This is a genomic window from Bradyrhizobium sp. STM 3566, assembly GCF_045571445.1.
Taxonomy (GTDB): Bacteria; Pseudomonadota; Alphaproteobacteria; order Rhizobiales; family Xanthobacteraceae; genus Bradyrhizobium; species Bradyrhizobium vignae.
The window spans coordinates 217,986-238,881 of record NZ_CP120693.1; the positions used below are offsets into that span (position 1 = coordinate 217,986).

The 20,896-nt window shown below is 57.9% G+C and carries 16 protein-coding genes and 1 pseudogene; 9 read left to right on the forward strand and 8 right to left on the reverse strand.

What is annotated here, in order from left to right; translation table 11 throughout:
• The first annotated feature begins 68 nt into the window (after positions 1-68).
• The 4 genes from P6U27_RS38275 to P6U27_RS38290 all read left to right on the forward strand — a co-directional run bounded on the left by P6U27_RS38275 (position 69) and on the right by P6U27_RS38290 (position 3,852).
• Positions 69-875 (forward strand): ParA family protein, encoded by an 807-nt coding sequence (locus P6U27_RS38275; RefSeq protein WP_407194606.1) that lies wholly within the window; start codon positions 69-71, stop codon positions 873-875.
• A complete protein-coding gene (locus P6U27_RS38280; RefSeq protein WP_407194607.1) occupies positions 865-1,857 on the forward strand; it encodes a ParB/RepB/Spo0J family partition protein in 993 nt (330 codons plus the stop codon). The genes P6U27_RS38275 and P6U27_RS38280 overlap by 11 nt, the downstream gene beginning before the upstream one ends.
• 406 nt (positions 1,858-2,263) lie before the next feature.
• Positions 2,264-2,782, forward strand: a complete 519-nt coding sequence (locus tag P6U27_RS38285; protein WP_407194608.1) for a MobC family plasmid mobilization relaxosome protein — start codon at positions 2,264-2,266, stop codon at positions 2,780-2,782.
• Positions 2,779-3,852, forward strand: a complete 1,074-nt coding sequence (locus tag P6U27_RS38290; RefSeq protein WP_407194609.1) for a relaxase/mobilization nuclease domain-containing protein — start codon at positions 2,779-2,781, stop codon at positions 3,850-3,852. Before P6U27_RS38285 ends, P6U27_RS38290 begins: the two co-directional genes overlap by 4 nt.
• Positions 3,853-4,023: 171 nt before the next feature.
• Here the strand turns inward: P6U27_RS38290 and P6U27_RS38295 are convergent, their stop codons facing one another.
• Both P6U27_RS38295 and P6U27_RS38300 read right to left on the reverse strand, forming a co-directional pair.
• Positions 4,024-4,869 (reverse strand): HNH endonuclease, encoded by an 846-nt coding sequence (locus P6U27_RS38295; protein ID WP_407194610.1) that lies wholly within the window; start codon positions 4,867-4,869, stop codon positions 4,024-4,026.
• On the reverse strand, positions 4,826-6,115 hold the full coding sequence (locus tag P6U27_RS38300; protein WP_407194611.1) for a reverse transcriptase domain-containing protein: 1,290 nt from the start codon (positions 6,113-6,115) through the stop codon (positions 4,826-4,828). Before P6U27_RS38300 ends, P6U27_RS38295 begins: the two co-directional genes overlap by 44 nt.
• A 589-nt stretch (positions 6,116-6,704) precedes the next feature.
• Here P6U27_RS38300 and P6U27_RS38305 point away from each other — a divergent pair.
• Both P6U27_RS38305 and P6U27_RS38310 read left to right on the forward strand, forming a co-directional pair.
• Entirely contained in the window at positions 6,705-10,220 is a 3,516-nt protein-coding gene (locus P6U27_RS38305; RefSeq protein WP_407194612.1) for a helicase-related protein, read from the forward strand.
• 361 nt (positions 10,221-10,581) lie between these two features.
• Complete coding sequence (locus tag P6U27_RS38310; RefSeq protein ID WP_407194613.1) at positions 10,582-11,979, forward strand: DUF1156 domain-containing protein; 1,398 nt, start codon at positions 10,582-10,584, stop codon at positions 11,977-11,979.
• On the opposite strand, the pseudogene P6U27_RS38315 reads toward P6U27_RS38310, so the two are convergent.
• Positions 11,964-12,724 (reverse strand): annotated as a pseudogene (locus P6U27_RS38315) (IS5 family transposase). The gene P6U27_RS38310 and the pseudogene P6U27_RS38315 overlap by 16 nt on opposite strands.
• A 214-nt stretch (positions 12,725-12,938) precedes the next feature.
• Between P6U27_RS38315 and P6U27_RS38320 the strand changes: the two are divergent.
• Complete coding sequence (locus P6U27_RS38320; protein ID WP_407194614.1) at positions 12,939-14,336, forward strand: hypothetical protein; 1,398 nt, start codon at positions 12,939-12,941, stop codon at positions 14,334-14,336.
• Positions 14,337-14,352: 16 nt separating this feature from the next.
• On the forward strand, positions 14,353-17,649 hold the full coding sequence (locus P6U27_RS38325) for a DUF499 domain-containing protein (protein WP_407194615.1): 3,297 nt from the start codon (positions 14,353-14,355) through the stop codon (positions 17,647-17,649).
• Between the two features lie 45 nt (positions 17,650-17,694).
• On the opposite strand, the gene P6U27_RS38330 is transcribed toward P6U27_RS38325, so the two are convergent.
• Both P6U27_RS38330 and P6U27_RS38335 read right to left on the reverse strand, forming a co-directional pair.
• Positions 17,695-18,459, reverse strand: a complete 765-nt coding sequence (locus tag P6U27_RS38330) for a hypothetical protein (RefSeq protein ID WP_407194616.1) — start codon at positions 18,457-18,459, stop codon at positions 17,695-17,697.
• On the reverse strand, positions 18,443-18,952 hold the full coding sequence (locus tag P6U27_RS38335) for a DUF488 family protein (protein WP_407194617.1): 510 nt from the start codon (positions 18,950-18,952) through the stop codon (positions 18,443-18,445). The genes P6U27_RS38330 and P6U27_RS38335 overlap by 17 nt, the downstream gene beginning before the upstream one ends.
• A 311-nt stretch (positions 18,953-19,263) precedes the next feature.
• Between P6U27_RS38335 and P6U27_RS38340 the strand changes: the two genes are divergently transcribed.
• Complete coding sequence (locus P6U27_RS38340; protein WP_407194618.1) at positions 19,264-19,515, forward strand: hypothetical protein; 252 nt, start codon at positions 19,264-19,266, stop codon at positions 19,513-19,515.
• Between the two features lie 126 nt (positions 19,516-19,641).
• Here the strand turns inward: P6U27_RS38340 and P6U27_RS38345 are convergent, their stop codons facing one another.
• From P6U27_RS38345 to P6U27_RS38355, 3 genes are all read right to left on the reverse strand, one after another.
• A complete protein-coding gene (locus P6U27_RS38345; RefSeq protein ID WP_407194619.1) occupies positions 19,642-19,794 on the reverse strand; it encodes a hypothetical protein in 153 nt (50 codons plus the stop codon).
• A complete protein-coding gene (locus P6U27_RS38350; protein WP_407194620.1) occupies positions 19,784-19,990 on the reverse strand; it encodes a hypothetical protein in 207 nt (68 codons plus the stop codon). Before P6U27_RS38350 ends, P6U27_RS38345 begins: the two co-directional genes overlap by 11 nt.
• 315 nt (positions 19,991-20,305) lie before the next feature.
• A complete protein-coding gene (locus tag P6U27_RS38355) occupies positions 20,306-20,827 on the reverse strand; it encodes a multiprotein-bridging factor 1 family protein (RefSeq protein ID WP_407194621.1) in 522 nt (173 codons plus the stop codon).
• Positions 20,828-20,896: the final 69 nt, after the last annotated feature.

Consider the following 20,896-nt stretch of genomic DNA (forward strand, 5'->3'; position numbering starts at 1 on the left):
AACACCCTGGATGAAGAGGCCGGTCAAATCAGGACCGAGCCGGCAGGCGAAGCAAGGTCTGGAGAAACATGGATGAAACCGGCGCAGATGGTTGCACCGAGGTCGACCCGGTGAACACGATCGTCATCAACAACCAGAAGGGCGGCGTCGGCAAGACGACGCTTGCCGTGCATCTGGCCTGGTTCATGGCGGAAGCGGGCCGCCGGGTTCTGATGATCGATGTTGATGCGCAGGGCAACGCGACCGACACGCTCAAGCAGCATACAGGGTCGATTTCGGCGGCCGACCTGTTCAAGCCGGCGACCCGGTTTGTCGCTGCGGAAAACAACGGCATCACACTGGCGCCGGCCGACAGCTCTTTGACAGATATCGATCGCGGCAATGCTGCAGCCGTTATGACCCTGCAGCAGAATCTCACTGAGGCCGCCGACCGGTTCGATGTTTGTGTGATCGACACCCCGCCATCGCTTGGCCTTCGCAGCGTCGCCTGCCTGGTCGCCGCCTCGCATGTGTTGGCGCCGATTTACCTGGAAGATTATTCCGTAAAGGGCGTCAAAGCCCTGATGCAGACCGTGATCGGTGTGCAACGACGCTACGGTCGTCAGGACACGCGATTCCTCGGTCTGCTGCCGTCGAACTTTAATACCAAGTCGCCGCGTCAACGAACACACTTGGAGCAGTTGTTGCGCGAAGCGGGCAAGTACGTGTTCCCAGGCCAGATCGTTGCACGGGACGGCTATGCCGAAGCCGTCGCGGAACGGGTGCCGGTGTGGAGCTTGAAGCGTCGCTCGGCGCAGGAAGCCGGTCGGGAAATCCGTGCCGTTCTCGCCAAGATCGTGGAACGGCTCGATCAGGAGACCACGAATGACGCTTGATCTCAGCTTCAAGGAGCTCGTCGACGTCGCGGCAAACCCTGGCGCAGCAGCCGGGCGCCCCCTCTTGGTCGCGATTGATTGCATTGACGAGGATCCGGATCAACCACGCCGCACCTTCAGCGAACAGGAATTGGAGGAGCTCTCCCAATCGATTGCCGAACATGGCGTGCTGCAACCCATTGTGCTTCGCCGTTCTAGTGAAGATGGACGCTACGTCATCGCCATGGGCGCGCGTCGGTGCCGCGCAGCGCAGCGCGCGGGCTTGCGTGAAATACCCGCGTTCATTCAAGACCTCGATTTGCCCGACCGATACGCTCAGATGATCGAGAACATCCAGCGGGATGATTTGCGTGCGCCTGAGATCGCGAGGTTCATCGCAGACCGATTGGGCGCCGGCGATACCCAGGCGGAGATCTCGCGCAAGCTCGGCAAGCCAAAAGACTGGGTGTCACGCTACGCCTCGGTCCAAAGCATGCCAGACTTCCTTCGGGCGCGACTTGAGGGCAGTTCGATCCGTGCTCTTTATGAACTCTATCAGGCCTGGCGCACGCACCCCGACGAGATCGAACGGCGATGCGCGACGCAGGACAGCTTTACCGACGCACAGGCTCGACAGCTGGCCCGGGACGTTCGCGGGCAGGGCGGCCGCGCCAATCCCCGGAACGAATTTCCGGTTGAGCGACCTCGATCCGAAAACTCCGATCCCCTCCCGGAAGCAGTGCTCCCGCGCAACGCTGTGAATGTGAAAGAGCGAGATTCAGCAACCGAGGATCAACCGCCAAAAGCTCGCGTCGTTTCACAATCGAAACCGGCAGCGTCGCTGGCAATCAGGGTTCGGTATCAGGATCGAACCGGGCAGCTTGTTGTCGATCGACCCGCGACTCAGGGTTCCCGTCACGCCGTGGTGTTGGTCGATGGTGCGGACAACGAAGAAGAATTTCCGACATCGGCACTTACAATCGAGGAGATCCTGTCGAGATGAACTGGTTCGACACTTTCGCCGCCGGGGCGGCAGACTACCGGTGTGCGCCGGCGGAGCGACTTTCCGATCCGAAGGATGGCGCGTTAGCGCAGCAGCCGAAGGCCGAACGCGCTCCCCATAGCGCCGGAGAGAGGCCGCAGGCTGCTGGAAAGTCGCGGTCCACAGTGCCGGTATCATTTAGTGCCTTCGTTTCCTCGCTTACAGGCGTATCGGTATTCGCAAGACCTACTCCGCCAAGAGAGCGCCGCGAGCTGGGGGTAGGGGCCCTTGATCACTTTACGTTGACGAGCGCTGAATGCGGAGAGCGTTGGTTTGAACCAACATCTAGGAGCAAAAATTTTTGCTCTCTAGTGCAGGATAGGCTTCGCGCCAGCGATGTATTACATCGCGATTGGGATCGGACTGCATGGCTCTGATCTCGCTTCGCGTCTCCGACGAAGTCGCGGCGGAGTTCTCAGCTTTTGCGGCTACCCAAGGCGGCAAATCCGCGCTGCTGCGGCGCCTCATTGCTGAGGCCCTGGCTACACCAGCGCCGCGCATCTTGGCGTTGCCGGTCGGACGGCCGGAAAAAGTGACGGTACGATTTCGCGAGAGCGAGATGCGACAGCTGGCTGAAGTCTCGCATCAGCGCGGCATGACGCGGACCGGCTGGATCGTCGCCCTGGTGCGTTCGCGTTTGGGGTCGCCAGTGCAGCATTCTCCGAACGAGTATGACGCGCTTCGCGCGATTGTTCGCGAGCTCAACCGGATCGGCGGCAACATCAACCAGATCGCGCGGGCCGCAAACACCAGTGTGCTGCAGGGCAGGGCGGTTGAGCCGGATCTATCCGCAATTCAAGAGGCCAAATTGGTCATTGAAACAGAGCTCGCGCGACTACGTAATGCGCTGCACGGCAACGCCGACTACTGGGATGGACGGCGATGAGCCGGCGCCCGCCGCGGCCGACCGACCTGGCCTCCGAACTTCCCCCGATCTCGTATGTCTGGGAAACGCCCAATCGGCGTCCACGGCGGGCCGAGTGGGATGTCCCCGACCCGGCCGCTCCGGGCCGCCTTACGCCGGCGATGCGTGCAAAGCTCGAACGTATCGTACGCCGAGCACCAGAGGTGATGGTCAAGATCACCGGTCGCACCAAGGGTGTGGCGCATCTCAAGTCGCACCTCGCATACATCACGCGAAACGGCGAGCTCGATGGGGAAACAGAGCAGGGCGCGACGCTGGCGGGTCGTTCCGGATTGAAAGATCTGCAGCAACGCTGGGAGGATGATGCCGGTCTCGACGACAAGCGCCGCCGTGATGGGTCGCTTTCGGTCAATATCATTCTGTCGATGCCGGCTGGCACCGATGCTGTCGCCGTCAAGGATTCAGCCCGGGCATTTGCCATCGAAACGTTTGGCTACAATCACGACTACGTCTTTGTCCAGCACCTCGACGACAAGCATCCCCATGTGCACTTGACCGTTCGGTCCCTCGGCCACGACGGCAAGCGCCTCAACCCCCGTAAGGCGGATCTTCAGGCCTGGCGGGAGCGGTTCGCCGGCGAACTCCGGCTTCGCGGGATCGCGGCCGAGGCAACACCGCGGCGAACCCGCGGACGGGTTCGAAAGGCCGACCGCGGGGCAGTCCTCGCTATGCGCAAGCGAAAGATCACGCCCGATGTCGATCGGCTCGCCCGCAAGGAGGTGCTTTCGGAGGTGAGGGGCGGCAGGGCTGCCAAACACCCTTGGGACGAACAGATTAAGTCACGTCAGGATGCGATCCGGCGGCGATATCTCGGCTATGCCGCCGAGCTGCAGCGCTCTGGAGTGGCAGCGGATCACGCGCTAGCGCGACAGATCCGGCAATTCGTCGACGACATGCCTGCTGTTGAAACCCGACGCCATGCGTTGAAGAATGAGCTTGCGCAGCTCACCCCAGGCCGGCGCCGCAGTTCGGAGCAGGGGCTCGATGCCGACCCCCGCGGCCACAAGGAAGACGATGAGCGGACAAGATAATTGGACTCCGGAGAGTCAGATATTGTTCAAGCTCGATCTGATCACCGGCAGCTATCGAAGCGCCTCGAAAAACATCGCTGAGGCGCCGCTTCGGCGAGTTCCAATAGCAAAGTTGCAGAAAATCGTCAGATCGACTTTCGGCAGAGCCGCTAGCATTGCTCCCATTCTGACCTAGACCTCACTCTGAAATCTCGCCTCGATTTCTTTGATGTTCTGCGCAATCAAAGCATTGTAATCTTCTGCGTCTTTCCCATGCGTAACCCGGCTGTGGCAGTTTGGGCAGACAGCGGCCACGTTTAGAGGATGATCTGCGCCTCGTTCCGCGAGCGCACGAATGTGATGGACTTCGAGATAAGGCTGATCGTTGCGACGCATGAATGGAGCTGGGTGATTACATGCTTCACAATTGCCACGTGATCGACAAAGCGCGTATTGGGCGATGATCGCGCTTCGGGTCCTTTGCCATGCCTCGCGCCGCGCTTGAGGCGGCGACATATCCGCCATTTCGTACGCTTGTTCACGAAGTTCTAGAATGCTTGGTGCGGACGACTGATCAATCGCCACTAGTTCGTAGTCATGCGCCCGACCACTGATCGTGCCCGGTTTGGGCACGGCGATTAGCTTTACTTCCGGCGTGTAGCTTGTGTCGCGCACGATGGACGATGGCCTTGCAGCCAGATAGGGCGGCCCCTTGGCGACGCCGTTGCTCCAGTGCTTTTGTCCAACGGTCACGTCGGCTCGAAATCGCGTACCAATAGGGTATTTCTCACGTAAAGTTCGCGGAAACTCCACGCGCATCCAGCTTGGGAAATATTCTAACGGACGAACGCGCGGACGTGTGATTGACCGGTTTTCGTCCCTGCACGTTTCAAGCAAAACACCTTCGTAAAAATCACCTGGAGTCAGGCTGTCCTCTTCCATGGAGAAATTCCTTTCCATCTCCTCCTGAAACTCAGGTCGCTGCACCAACTTACTACCGCGAAGCGCCTGACGCCTCCTGAGCTGAACAGATTTCATCGGTCGCCGTGTCATCGAAATCGCTCGATGCCTCCACCTGATCCAGGCTTCCGATTCCGAGGAAAGTTCTGCCCCGCTCCGTTACGTTGTCTAGAATCGATTTCCCAAACACGTCTTCATAGATGCCTTCCATGATCTTCCGGGTACAAAAGCTCAGTTCTGATTGCAGCGCAGGAAAGTTGTACGCGTCTCGATATGCTCCGAGATACGCAGAAACGGATCTTGAGAGATCAACTACTGTTTCCTGAAAGTCACTCCCCTCTTTGGCTCTGGTTTCAAAGTTGAATTGGTCTTCAAGGTCCGCTCTGATCTTCGCAATGTGCCCTCTTGAGATCTTGGAGACAAATCGCTGCTCGGAGGTGAGAAATACTATTTGGCGCCCTAAGAAATCGACGGGTTGTTGCGGTCCGATGAGACGGGTCTTCGATCGATCGGACAGCTCGGGTATCGAGAATCCGAGGCGACTCAAACGATCCGTTATGAACTTGAGCCCGTCCCTAGCTTTCTGCTCTGTCTCATAGAAGAGCAAGATGTCGTCAGCGTACCGTATCATCTCCATCTTCACGGATTGGACATCGTTGTCGAACGGCGACAAGATTAGATTGGCTAGAATCGGAGAGAGCGGCATTCCTTGGCGAAGGCCAACGCCTGGCCTAATACCACGCGTCTTGAGAATCGGGCGTAAACGACTTTCCTCGCGTATTTCGCAGTCGATAAACTTCTTGACCAAAGGCGCGACGCTACTACGAGGCAGAGTGCGGTCTATCTTGTCCTTGAGAGGGCCACGAGGAATACGATCGAAAAAGCTTTCTATATCTGTCTTGAGGCACCATCCAAATTGCGATCTAAGTTCAAGTGCCCGAGTAATGGCCGCCTTCGTGCCGCGCCCTTCGATGAAGCCGTAAGACGAAGAGTTGTAGATCGGGAGTTTCTTTCCCGCGGTGAAATGCTTCACGAGCGCTCGTTGAACGATCCGATCCTTGATCGTTGGAATGCAGATCAGTCTCTTTTCGTTAGACGTTGATTTCGGTATCGCCATTCCTCTCAACTTCGATGGACCATACTGTCGATCACGGATCGTTCTTGCGAGAGAGGCGATGTTGGTTTCGAGTCGGGTCGCAAATTGGGCTGCAGTGATGCCATCCACTCCGGGGGCGCCAGCTTTGGACGTACTGTCCGGTGACAGCCGCCACGCGTGCATCAGCTTTGATTTCGAAAGGATGCGGCTCGGCGTTGAGGCGGACATCGTTCTCCCAGGCCTAGGGTCGAGACTATGTGGGTGCACCTAAGCCTGATTGAACGGGACGCCAACGCAGCGTCATGGACGCTTGTGCTGGCAGGTGGAGCTTCGCGGCTGCCACGCTGACGCGCGACCCGCTGGGCCCCTGACAGATGACCGTCTGGAGGTCAAGCCGGACCTGCAGACACGCCATCGCCGCCAGGCTCGCGATGAGAACAAATCGCGAACACACGGTGCCGGTTTTCCGTTTCCGGCCCTTCGCCGCCCCGTCGTAAAGGCCCTCAGCCCTGCTCTTACTTTTATGCACCCTGGGCATCGGTCCCTCCGTTGCTCTGTCACGCCAACGCAGCGTCATGGACGCTTGTGCTGGCAGGTGGAGCTTCGCGGCTGCCACGCTGACGCGCGTCCCGCTGGGCAACTGACAGATCACCGTCTGGAGGTCGTCTCGGGTAAGAAACGGCTACCAACGACTCGAAATTAGTGATTGCATTTGGAACAAGCAACCTTCGGTGGCGCCTTTGCCCAGAAAATTGTGGGGCAAAGCGTTTAGATACCATTGCTGTTTTTACCGCGAAAGATGTGATAGCCGCTTTCCATGCTTTCCTTGAATCAAGTTATTGCAGGCGCGAAAGTGCGCGGCCTAGCGGGCGCTTCCCTCGTGGAGATTGTTCGTACCGAGTGGATCGGTTCTGACGCTCTGAACGTCGTTTATCGCGGGCCCGATGGGCCGGCTGAAATCGTGCTGTTTCGGGAGGCCGAAACGCGGCTTGAGCTGGTTCAGGCAAGCCGGGCATTCAGCTTCGATGGAGACGGAGATAGTTATCGGATCGCATCTGAGGCCCAGCGCATCCGGTTAGCGCACCTGTTTGATCCTTATCTAGCGGTCCATAGTTCGCGCATCGAGCCGCTACCGCATCAGATTACAGCCGTGTACGGTGAGATGCTGCCTCGACAGCCACTGCGGTTTTTGCTCGCCGACGATCCCGGCGCCGGCAAGACCATCATGGCCGGCCTTTTGATCAAGGAATTGATCATTCGTGGGGACCTGGAACGCTGCCTCATCATCGCGCCAGGCAGCTTAGTCGAGCAGTGGCAGGATGAGCTAAAAGAAAAGTTCGATCTCACCTTCGATATAGTCTCACGCGAGCAGGTTGAGACCTCAGTGACCGGGAACCCGTTCGTCGAGCGCAATCGCCTCATCATGCGGCTGGACATGGCCGCACGCTCGGAGACGCTTCAGGCAAAATTGCAGGCCGCGCCAGATTGGGATCTCGTCATCTGTGACGAGGCGCATCGTATGGCGGCGAGCCTGTTTGGCAACGAGGTAAAATACACGAAACGCTACCGACTCGGACAATTGGTCGGCGGTCATACGCGCCATTTCCTTCTGATGTCTGCGACACCTCACAATGGCAGTGACGCGGACTTTCAGCTCTTCATGGGTCTTCTCGATGCTGACCGCTTCGAAGGACGGCCGCGCGAGGGTGCCCGCAAGGTCGACGTATCAGATCTCATGCGTCGCCTCACCAAGGAAGAGCTAAGAAAATTCGACGGTTCGCCGCTCTTCCCGGAGCGGAGGGCCTCTACTATCCAGTATCAGCTCTCTGGACTCGAAACTCAGCTTTATGCCGCGGTCACTCAATATGTGCGCAATGAGATGCGCAACCTCAACAATCTTGGTGATGACAAGCGGAAGAACAACGTTGGCTTTGCTTTGCAGATTTTGCAGCGCCGGCTCGCGTCATCTCCCGCGGCGATCTATCGCTCACTTCTTCGCCGCCGCGAACGGCTCGAAGCTAGGTTGGCAGAGGAGCGCATCATCGCGAGGGGAGGCCGGCTTCAGAAACAGGAGCAACTCTCATCCCTGTTTGATGATGACGAGGATTCTGATCTCGACGAGGTCGGTGGTGCCGAGTTGGAGGATGCCGAACAGCAGATTGCGGATCGTGCAACTGCGGCACAGACCATTCCCGAGCTTGAGGCCGAGTTGTTTATCCTTCGTGACCTCGAAAAGCTTGCTAACCAATTGAGGAAGTCGGGAGAGGATGCCAAATGGCGTCAACTTGGCGAAATCCTCGATAAATCACCGATGGTGGACGAGGCGACCGGTCAACGTCGTAAGCTGCTGATCTTCACCGAACCACGCGACACGCTCGAATACCTGGCGGACAAGATCAGGCAACGTACCGGCAAATCCGAGGCAGTAGTCGTCATCCACGGCGGCGTGCCACGTGACGTGCGGAAGGCCAATATTGCGGCATTCAACGATGATCCAGAGGTGCGGATTCTCATTGCAAACGATGCGGCCGGCGAGGGCGTAAATCTGCAGCGCGGCGCACATCTTATGGTCAACTACGACCTGCCTTGGAACCCGAACCGCCTGGAACAACGCTTCGGACGCATCCACCGCATCGGCCAAACGGAAGTCTGTCATCTCTGGAATCTCGTTTCTGCCGACACAAGGGAAGGTGAGGTTTACGCCCGGCTGCTTGAGAAGCTGGAGCGGGCGCGTGAGGCCCTGGGGGGGCGCGATAGCGTCTATGATGTCCTCGGGGAACTCTTCGAAGGCAAACCCCTTCGAGAGCTGCTCATGGAGGCCGTGCTTTATGGTGACGATCCCAAGCACAAGCAGCGCTTGTTTACAGCTGTGGATGGCGTCGTCGACAGAGACAAGATTGAGACGCTGATTCGCGAGCGGAAACTCACCTCCGAGGGGCTCGACCCGCGCACAGTCATGGAAATTAGGGAAAAGATGGAGCGCGCGGCGTCCCGGCGCCTTCAACCCCATTACATTCGCGCATTCTTTGAAAAGGCATTCGTGCGGCTCGGCGGGCAGATCAGACGGCGCGAGACCGGGCGTTATGAGATAACGCGTGTGCCAGGGCGTCTCCGCGACCGGGATCGCTTCGCTGGTGGCGTGGTCCCTATCGCAGAACGTTACGAACGCGTTTGTTTTGATAAGGCATATCGCGACACTCACAAGCCGCAGGCGGCCATCATCACCCCAGGGCAAGGTCTCCTGGACGTGACCATCGCCGTCACGTTGGAAGAGGCGGGCGATGTCCTAAAGCGTGGCGCCATCTTGGTGGATGAAGCCGATGAGGGCCGCGCCAGCGCTCGCGTGCTGGTGACACTGGAGCATACTATCCGCGATGGGCGGCCGGGCCGAAATGGCCAGCCGAGCGTGGTGTCGCGCAAAATGCAGTTCGTTATGCTCGATGAGCAAGGCCACGCTTTGGATGCTGGTCCTGCTCCCTATCTGGACTTTCGTCCCCTCCAGCCTGATGAGACCAATGCCGCAAGCAAGCTGGTCGAAGCCGAGTGGTTGAAGGGCGACGTCGAGAAAATGGCGATGCACTTTGCCATAGCCAATCTCGTGCCGCAGCACCTTAATGATACGCGTGAACGCAGGCTCGCAGAGATCGATCGAGTTGAAGGTGAGGTAAGGGCTCGGCTCAAGCGTGAGATCAATTACTGGGATGGCCGGGCCGAGGAATTGGCGCTGAAAGAGCAGGCTGGAAAGGGCGGGCGGCTCAACTCCGGCAACGCCAGGGTTTATGCGCAAACGCTCACAGAACGATTAGACCGGCGCCTGCGCCAGCTCGTCGAGGAGCGCGACATTCAGGCACTGCCGCCGCAAGTGAAAGGCGCCGCCTTGGTGATACCGATAGGCCTCCTGCGATCCAAATCTGGTCTAGCGCCAAATGGTTTCGCCGAGGATGAAATTGCGAGGGCTGAAGTGGAGCGGCTGGCCATGCAGGCGGTGTTTGCCGCAGAGCGCGCCCTCGGGCGCGAACCGCGCGACGTGTCGGCCGCCAAAGTGGGCTTCGACATTGAGAGCCGCGATCCCAAAAGCGGGCATTTGCACTTCATCGAGGTCAAGGGCCGCATAGAGGGCGGTGAGACCATTACGGTCACAACTAACGAGATGATTGTGGCCCTGAACGCCGAGGAGCATTTCGTCTTGGCGATAGTGCCTATCTCCGTGAGCGGGTTCGCGAACCAGCCGGTCTATGTACGCAGGCCCTTCGACAGCGCGCCGACCCAGGACGCGTGCGCCACGATCTTCCCCCTCGATAAGCTCGTAAGGCGGGGAACGGCGCCATGCTGATCATCTCAAACGGGAAGTAGGTATGAAGCCGCTTGTAGACGAGTCTTGGATCACAGTGATTTTGAGGAATCGCAAAACTCGGGTGATGCAACAAACAATGCAATATTCGCGGCGAGATCGCGCTCATCCGCAAGGGTCTCGGGCTCGAAGTCGGAACGGCCAACGTTGTCGACAGTAGACAGCCGATTGCCACACGCGCCGACTATGCAGCAGCAGAACAGAAACACCATATTCTTCCCAGATGGCAGGAGTTAACGTTTTCAGATGGTTGGCGCCCTCGATCGTGCTCACGAACGCCCGGCCCCTTCAGAAAAGGGTGCGACATAAGCGTCCGTCCGTCGTATGAGCCTCGAACCTGATATTGCCGCTCAGCTTAAATCCAGGCGAACAAATGACCCAAGCTCGAAAAAAACTGATCGAGGTCTCTATTCCCCTGGAGGCGATTAACAAAGAGGCTCTGCGTCGTAAGCAGAAAGCCCCCAAGGGATTTCCGACCGCAATCCATAAGTATTGGGCCCAAAGACCAATTGCTCTTTGCCGCGCCGTTCTCTTTTCGCAACTTGTTGATGACCCGGACAGCTGTATTGACGAGTTTCCGACGGCCGAGGAGAGGCTGGCTGAGCGGGATCGGCTCCATAAGTTGATCGAGAGATTGATCAGTTGGGATAATTCGCTCAACGAGACGGTTTTGACCGAAGCTCGATATGAGATTGCTCGATCTGTCGCCCGGGCACGAAACGACAAATTGCCCCCTCTTGCAGAGATAGGGCCGCAGCGAATTGTAGACTACGTTCAGCAGTATGCGCCGCCGGTCTGCGATCCTTTCTCTGGTGCTGGCTCGATTCCGCTGGAAGCTCAGCGCCTCGGCCTAAGAGTGAACAGTTCGGACTTGAACCCTGTCGCGGTGCTAATCGGCAAAGCGCTCATCGAATTTCCGCCAAAGTTCGCAAATCGCAAAGCAGCTAACCCCGAGGTCGACCACTTGCGGCATTGGGAACGCGCGCAAGGGCTCGCGGAAGATATACGATATTATGGGCGCTGGATGCGCGAGCAAGCCGAGGCGAAGATCGGGCACCTTTATCCTGAAGTTCAGGTGAGTGGAGATAGACAGGGAATAGTAACTGCATGGCTGTGGACACGCACTGTGCGAAGCCCTGATCCGCGTGCCCAAGGCATCGATGTTCCACTCGCCTCGACCTTCTTGCTGTCATCGAAAGCGGGCAAGGAAGTGATCGTTAGGCCTGTAGTCGATCACAGCGGGATGCGTTGGCACTTCGAGATCGAGGAGAAGCCGAGCAAGGCCGATATCGAAAAGGCAAAAAAGGGTACGAAGGCCGGGAGGGCGACCTTCACTTGCCTGCTAACCGGTGCACCGATTATTGGCGAGTATATTGACGCAGAGGCGCAGGCAGGACGAATGTCGGAACGCCTCATGGCGGTGGTTGCCGAGCGCGGGAGAGGTCGCGTCTATCTTCCGCCGACGCTTGATCAAGTGGTCGCGGCAGAAGTGGCAAGAAAGTTGGTCGCTGACCAGAGTGACGTGATGAACCTCCCCACGCACGAATGCCGCGGTACATTCGCCAGCAATGCTCAAGGCCGCCGCTTCAAATTCAAGACGTTTGCAGACTATTTTACATCGCGCCAGCTAATCGCGCTCGCAACGTTCTCAGACCTCATTCCAGAGGTGCGAAAGAATGTTGAGGCGGCTGCGCGAAAGGACTGGTCCGGTCCTAGGGTTCAGACTCAATTGATCCAATAGGCGACGATGGCGGCGAGGTGCACGGCAGCCAAGAAGTTCCTGGCAAGTTTGTCGTAGCGAGTTGCGACACGCCTGAAATCCTTGAGCCGGCAGAAACAGCGCTCGATAACATTGCGCCCTTTGTAGGCGCGTTTGCTGAAGGTGTGGAGGGTCACCCTGTTGGATTTGTTTGGAATGACGGGCTTTGCGCCGCGATTGGCGATTTCGGCGCGAAAGCCGTCGCCATCGTAGCCTTTGTCCCCAATGAGGGCAGACATGGGCGGCGCGAGTTTCAAAAGGGCCGGCCCTGCGGCAATATCTGCGTCTTGTCCCGGAGTGAGATGAAATGCGCAAGGTCTGCAATCAGGGTCGCTCAGCGCGTGGATTTTCGTGGTCCGCCCACCGCGCGAGCGTCCGATCGCCTGTTCATGCTCCCCCCTTTTCCACCGCTCGCCGAGCGATGCGCCTTGATCGAGGTGGAGTCGATGGACAAGGTCACGCCATCCTTGCCGCAGCGGGCGAGCGCTTCAAAGATCGCCTGCCAATGTCCGCGCTTAGCCCAGCGATTGAAACGATTGTAGATCGTCGTGTAAGGACCATAGTCGGGCGGGCAATCGCGCCAGCGTGCGCCGCACTGAAGCATGTGAATGATACCGCTGATGATGCGTCGATCGTCATCGCGCGCCGGGCCGGTCTGGTTCGTTGGCAGATGCGGCTCGATCTGAGCCCACTGCTTGTCGTTCAGCCAGAACAGCCCTTTGCGCACCGAAGTCCCCCATCCCGAATCAACTTGGTGCGAAGGAATCAGAGATCGCTAATTAGGTACAGACCCTAATGCGAGCGATCATCGCAGTCTCGCGGACGATGGCCGGGGCCCCGTAGCTTACGCCGACGCCGTTGCGACCTACCTTGGTTTGGTCGTGAGCCGAATGGTCTTTTACGGGTCTTCCCTCAACAGATGGTTGCCCAAGGACAATGCGATGGGCCAAAGCATGTCTCAGCAGGCATTGGCGATGACATGGGATTTCGCGGAAGGCAATCCATTCGGTCAATCCAGCTCCTCCATCCTCACGTGTGCAAAGGCAATTGCAGATTGCGTGGAGGCTTCTTACGCGCGCTTCCCTGCCACCGTGAGCACGCGGGACGCGCAGCTGAATTCCTTTGAGCAAGGAACCGTGTTTTCTACCGACCCACCCTATTACGATAACGTAGCATACGCAGATCTGTCCGATTTCTTTTATGTATGGCTGAGGAGATCGCTTTCGAGTTTGCATCCGAACCTTTTCCGCCGCGTTCTCACGCCGAAAGCGGACGAACTGGTTGCTTCAGCCTATCGCCATGACGATAAGGAAGCGGCAGAACACCATTTTATGGCTGGTATGAGCAAGACGTTGCAGGGATTTTCCTCTGCCATGGACTGCTGGCCGGCTGCAATTTACTACGCCTATAAGCAACAAGAGGCTGGAGAGGGCGCACTAACCTCTGCCGGATGGGCTAGCTTTCTCCAAGCCGTGACTGACGCTGGAATAGTGATCGACGGTACCTGGCCCGTGCGAAGCGAAAGTGAGGGACGAGCTGTTGCAAGTGACGCAAATGCCCTAGCGTCCTCCATCGTCTTGGTTTGCCGCCGTCGCGAGAAAAATGCATCAACGATAACTCGGGCAGACTTTCTCCGCTCGCTGCGTCGTGAGATGCCGATGGCCCTCGCTGAAATCCGACACACTGGTGTAGGCCCGACCGACATTCAGCAGGCCGCTATCGGTCCGGGTATCGGAATTTTCACTCGTTATGCGAACGTGCTCGGCACTGATGGCGCACCCATGCTCGTCAAGGATGCTTTAAAGCTTATCAATCAGGTGCGCGAGGAGATCACCTCCCACAGCGATGCTGACTATGACAGCGAAACGCGCTTCGCCCTTGATTGGTTCGCCGCAAAGGGCTTTGAAAAGGGTAAGTCCGGCGAAGCAATCAACATGACTAATGCTGTCAACGTTTCGCTGGATGGCGTCAAGAACGCTGGCTTTTTTGAGGCTACAGGTGGCCACGCCCGCCTCATCAGGCGCAATGAACTTCCGGACGATTGGGACCCAGCTAAAGACACCCGCGCTACAGTCTGGGAAGCCTGCCAACATCTTATCAAGCGGTTAACTGCCGAAGCCGGGGGAATCGACGCTGCGGCTGCGCTCTACAACAAACTAGGGGCTTTGGCTGACCCTGCGCATACGCTGGCTCGTCGCCTTTATGATATTTGCGAGCAAAAGCAGTGGGCGGCCGAAGGCCGTGTCTACAACCAGCTTCACCAGGAATGGGATGTGATCGAGAAGCGCGCCGCTGAATTAGCCGAGACCGGCGCCCGCCGCGATCTCTTCTCTGCGTGATCTGGGGGGAAACACGATGAACGGCTTTGCTTCGAACCAACGCATCAACCAAGCTCTTCTCCTATTAACTAAGGTGCTGCAGCCCTATGTAGAGAAGCGTATGCGCGAGGCCTACCGTGGCAATTGGCAGCAGAACCTATCTATGGCCGCCGGCACTGACGCTTCGAAGCCGCTCGACGCTTACGCGCTTTTGAAGACTATGGTCGACAATTGGCAGCACGCATTCCGTGATGGATTCAAGCCGATTGTACGCAATCACGTCTCGCTTGCCCTCGCCGCCCGCAATGATATGGCGCACGCTAGTGGCACAATTTCGGACACCGACGCAATATCCTATCTCCGCTCAATCCAGGCCGTCGTCGAAGCTATCGAGCCGAAGTCTGCCGTGGGCATCAAGGCGTTACTCGACGACCAGACCAAGGCGATGGCCAATGCTATGGGCGTCACGACTGAGGTTGCCGCCAAGACGGTCGCGATCCACCAACAACAGACGCTAGATCTCGGCGATAGCAAGTACGCCTGGAAGCCCTGGCGGGATGTGGCTCCGCCTCATGCCGACGTAATGGCTGCGCGGTTCCAGGAAGCTGAGTTCGCTGCGGACCTGTCAACCGTGAGCCGCGGAGAGGGGGCTGAGACCTATCGAGATCCACGCGAATTTTATCGCATAACTTACATCACGGGTGGATTACGGAAGGTACTTCAGAGCGCAATCGAGCGGTTGGCCGGAAAGGGCGGCGATCCTGTAATCGGGCTGCAGACCTCGTTTGGCGGAGGCAAGACGCACACCATGCTGGCGCTCTACCATCTTGCGAACGCCAAAAGCCCCGAGACGCTTCCTGGTCTTGCTGACATATTCAAGGATGCAGCGGTGGCAACCTTGCCGATGCGCTCCAAGCCAGTCGTGTTTGTCGGCACGGCTGCCGGCGCCAATCAGCCTTTCATTGTGGAGGGCGCGCGGACTGTCAAATGTCTTTGGGGCCTGATCGCGGTAAAGCTTGGAGGCTGGAAAGCCTATGAGACCATCAGGTCCTCAGATGAGGCGAGAACCAATCCCGGCTCCGAGGCAATGATTGGAATCTTGAAGTTAGCGGCGCCGTGCCTCATTCTCCTCGACGAGGTAGTTGCCTATGCGCGAAATCTCGATGGTATTCCTTACGACGGCTTTGTTTCGTTCTTGCAATCACTAACTGAGGCAGCAAGTGCAGTACCGGGCGTGTTGGTCGTTGCCTCGCTGCCAGAAAGTGCTGCGGAGGTAGGCAATCAGCGTGGTCGCGAGGCCCTGTTAGCTCTCGAAAAGGTTTTCGGTCGTGTGCAGTCCGCTTGGGCGCCAGCGCAAGGCACCGAGACGTTTGAGATCATCCGCCGCCGACTGTTTCAGGAACTGGATCCTGAAGGTGAGAAGGCCCGTGAGCAAGCCGTTAAGGCGTTCGCGAACTACTACAAGAACAATGCGGGCGAGTTCCCGAGTGGCGTGCGTGACAGGGCCTATGAAGCTCAGCTCAACGCGGCGTACCCAGTTCATCCCGAGCTGTTTCTGATTTTGCAAGGTGATTGGGGTGGGCTTGAAAAGTTTCAGAGGACTCGTGGCGTTCTTAAAATGATGGCGCAGATCGTTTACCGACTTTGGCGGGACGGCCATGCGGCACCTATGATCCTGCCAGGCGACGTGCCGCTGACCGACGATAAGGTGCGCGCCAACGCACTCGTGCCGCTTCCAACAGGATACGATGCGGTGATCTCGAAGGAAGTTGCCGGTGATCTGTCGAAGCCAGCGCAGATCGAGGCGCGCTCTCCAGCAATTGGTAAGAACAAGGCCGTGACCCGCGCCGCGACCGCACTATTTATGGGTACGTCACCACACGGATCGACCAATAGGGGGATGGAGGTTGCCCGTCTCCGGCTAGCCTGCGCTATCCCGGGCGAGCAGCCTTCCCAGTTCTCGGAGGCACTTCGACGGCTCGGTGAGAACGCAGCCTACCTCTATAGCGCGGGCGAGAACTACTGGTTCTCCCCCATCGCCTCCCTCAATCAGGAAGCGGAAGACCGTGCCAAGGGATTAGCGGGCCCCGATGTTGAAACAGAAATCGTTGCGTTGATCCGCGCAGAGGAGCGGTACAAAGGCACGGGCTTCTTGCGTGTTCATGGGGCTCCCGACGATCCTCTTGGCATCGACGACGCCTACGAGACGGCCCTAGTTCTGCTTCCGCCGTCGGCCTGGCACCGCGGACGCGACCAAGATAGCCCGGCGATGACCGTCGCGGCAGACATTGTTGAGCACAAAGGCCCCGGCCAGCGTCGCAACCGAAATCGGCTAGTGTTCCTGGCGGCAGATCAAGCGGCTCTTGAAGACATCCAAAGCGTCGTGCGGAAGAAGCTTGCTTGGGCATCTATTCTGCGGGACGCCCGGGGGATCTTGCAATTACCTCCTGCGCAAGAGGATGATGCGAAAAAGAAGTTCACTGAGCAAGAGGCCGCAGCCCTGAATTCAGTACGTCGTGGGTGGAAGCATTTGATGTTGCCACAAGAGCCTCAACCCGGGAGTGCCTACGTCGCTCGCGGTTTTGATCTGGAACTAGTTGCGCTGACAAACCGCGGCAGCGACCCGGCGCCGTTGGCCCAACTAACGTGGAAGAAGTGTGAAGACGATGGGCTTATAGCCGCGCATCTCGGCGTATTGGACAACGACCTGAGCAAGGTGTGGCAGCCGAGCCAATCCCACGTCGCGGTCCGCCAACTACGCGACTGGTTTGCTCAGTTTACCTATCTCTCAAAGCTGCGCGAACCGCAGGTGCTTGCGAAAGCGATCAGCGAGGCATTGGCACGGTCGGACGCCAAGTACGCCATTGCGGACCGGTTCGATGAGGCCAAGGGGGAGTATGTCGGCCTAAAGCTCGCCCAGCTGGTTAGCATCGATGTGAATTCGGATGCTGTGCTGGTCCGCCGTGAGGTCGCGGATGCACAATTGGCCAAGCAGCTGCCTCAGACTGGTCCACAGCCAATCAATACTGGCGGGGCGAATGGTCCAGGTCAGCCTTTCGTCTCTCAGCCGCTGCCGGCAGGCACTCCCCGCGCTACTCGCCCTCGGCGCTTCTACGCCAAGATCGTGCTCGATCCTAATCGCCCGACCCCGCAGGTCAGCAATATTGCGCAATCCATTTTGAGCGAATTAGATCGCGTCCGCGGTACCAAGGTTACATTGACCCTAGACATCGATGCCGAGACACCCGATGGGTTTCCAGAAGACGTGGAGAGCGTTGTGCGCGATAACGTTACAAGTCTCAAGATCACCGATTATGGATTTGAAGGGGATTGAACTCCCGCTTTAACCAAGGACTCAAGGGCTGAGTAGCCGGCGAACCTAGAACAACGAATGCTGTGATATGTCGTCTTGGCGCACCACGCCATTGATGAGCCATGTATCGGGATGTAGTGAGTGTGTGCCCATCGCGAGAAGCATGCCATTGGACGGATACTCCTTTCCAAAGACGCGCTGCATTTCAGCAAGAGCTTTGGCCTCGCCGTAGCGGCGCGACCACTTATGGAAGGTGGCTTCTATCTCCCAGTCCTGGCAGGTACCTTCGCGAACACCGTCGTCCGTTCGGTACCGGTATTTGAAGAGATACGGGCAGGGAGTGTAAGTGCGAACGACGTGCTTCGAGAATAGATCAGTCTGAGCGCGTATAGCATCGAACGTCTCCTTCTCTTCGTCGATATCGCTCTTGCTCTTCTTCTCATAGCGAAATGAATTCACTTCAAGCGGCTTAAGCAGCGCAAAACTTCTTCGCGCTTGACGTTCGCTGTTAAGGCTGGTCACTATCGCCTTGCTCAGAAACTTGCTCCGCTCGGATGGCTTGAGTGCCCCGACAATTTCGATCGAGTCTTGGTCAATTCGGCGGCTCTCCAAGCGGTGGTCATCCTTCGGAAGCCGCCACTTAAAACGGATGAGATCCCATCTGCCGAATCGGCGCGAATGATCGAGAGTCCTAAAAGCTACCGGATAAAGCCGAAGCCAATTTCCGTAAATGTCGATGCCGGCACAGCACACAGTCTCTCCGTGTCGGCGGCCGACCTGCGGCGCTGCCTTGACGATGATGACTGCTTCCGCTTCACCCGCTGTGGGCAACTGCTCCGGCACGAGGGAAAATGTGCTCCTTCGCCATGATAGAGTCAGACGGAGCGCTGGGCTTCAAATGCACTACTGAAAAAGACTTTAGGCCGACCATCGATTCGACCACAATGCTCCGATGACAATTTGTATGATCACGCTCGAAGCAAAGTAAACAGGCAAGATTGAGAGAGGCGCTTGATACAGCTGTAGCTAGCGCTTGCTGCGCCGCACTAGTTCGCATGTGGGCACCAAAGATCTTACGAAAGTCGGTGTATCGACCTTCATGAGCAGCGACCCGGCCTGGCTTGGGATCGCCAAGCCCCTTGAGGTGCAGGTAATCAATCCCAACGGATGCCAAGCCTGCCGCCAGCGCCGTCTTAGAGAAGCCTCGCTTCCGAGAGATCGGGACATTCCGGACGTCGATCAGCAGCTTGACGCCGCTCTGTTGGAGGCAAGCGAACAGATCGTTCGGCGTGCTGCCCTCATATCCGGCGGTAAACAGCTTCATTCCTTGCCCTCAAAGAAGAGCCTCGAATCATATTTTCTAGTCGTTGACAACCAGTTGACGAGGGCGGCTTGAGAGCGCTTCGCCGCGCGGTTTAGATTTCTGGCGGCGAGCGCCCCGCCAAACCGCCGAAGCCAGTCACCTAGGCCGACTTCCGCTGCGGCTTGGCCGCCGCTTCCTTCGTCTGCTTCTTACCCTCGATCGGCATTAGCATCTCTTTCTGCCGGCCGACGCCTTGCGCGGCTTCTTGGCAGGCTTCGCTCGTACCATTCCCGGCATTGCTGGCCGAGATCAATACTGGCTTGAAGTCTCCAATGACCTTTGATGACGATTTCAAATCGTTTCAGAAGGTTCGCAACTGCCTCGAACACCGCGCAGGTGTCGTTGGAAAGCCTGACATCGATGCCAGCGGCCATCTGAATCTAATGCTGCCTCGGCTGAAGATGTTCTACCTCGATAAAGAAGGTGCCGAGGTCGAACTGCAAGCCGGAGCTATTATCGACCGATATGAGCGTCCCGACATGGTCAAACGCGAAACGCGTACGCGCTCATATGCTCTTGGCTAAAAAGTGCAGTTCGAGGCCGCAGAATTCCAGGAATTTGCGTTCGCCTGCCATATGTTTGCGGGCGATCTCGCCTCAAAACTTCCGATACCGGCTGCCAATTCTGCCAGTAGCCCTAGGCGATAGGTTTTAGTCTATCTGGCGAGGAGCAGCCCTTGCCGTATTGGTCTCAAACTTCAGGCCTTCCTTGCCGATTTCAAGCCGGTAGTTCCATGCACCTGCCATGCCGGCGAGGACGATAACAGCAAGCACGAGGATTAGCCGGTTGGGATCAACTCGCATTGAACTTCCCGTCCATGTTCGGCATCCAGTACGGCTGTCGGATCAGCTTGCCGTCGCGCTCCACGTATTCGGTCAGAAGGGACTTGATTGCCCGGGTGACCACCTGTGAACGGCTTTCGCTAAAGCGACGGCAGGCCTCATCGAGGGTCTGCAGTTCGCTTTCGGAAAGGCGGAAGGAAATGACTGGTTTGCTCATGGGCTGAAACGCTACGCCCAATTGCTGAATAAATTACTAACGATGTAATACGCCGAGTTGGCCTAGACGGGAGAGCGCCGGAGCCGACAAAACGTATCCATTGATCGCGACCGCAAGCCCCAGACCGTAAACCCGAGGGCGGCGAGGGCGAAGATGAGAAACACCCGCATCGCCAGCGGCCCTTCGGCCTCGCCTTCGATGATCCGGAAGATTTTGGTTGGCATGGTGGCCTCAGGAGAATCAAGGGAGGCCAATCTCACCACATCGGCTGACCCAGCAACGCGCCGCAAATTCTGCGGGCAATCTTGGCGCCCCTCACTCAAGCGCCGAGATGTCGCCGCCGGTCAGACGCAGGCCCTTGTCAGTGGCCTTACCTGCTGCAAGCGCCCTGGCCACATCGTCCAAGATACCGCCACGATACTTCTCGAAGACCTTGAGATAGTCGGCGTTGGGCCGCTTTTCGCGAAAGCGGCCCAGATCGTCGATTGCCTCCTGCGACAGATAGACGGTGACGGCCTTGCCCTGCCATTCGACGGTAAAGGGCAGGCCATCCCACATGGTCATGACCGTGGGCGGCCGAATCACCTGCGGCCGACCGGCGACCAGCCTGACACCGGGCCCAGCGTTGGCCGCGCCTGGGATGAAGATCAGGCCGGCGTTCTCAAGGGCGCGATGGATTTCGGCGGCCGCGGATGTATCGAGCGGTCGCCGCTGGCTTTCGACATCCCGAACGGTGCTGAGGCTGACCCCGGACTTCTCGGCCAGCTCTTCCTGCGACCATTCCAACATGGCGCGTGCCGCGCGAATCTGCGCCGGTACGATGATGGGCTTCTCCATAGACGGCTCCGTTGATCATATTCGTTAGGAATATAATAGACGAAAATCGTCTGTACAAGACTAACGAAA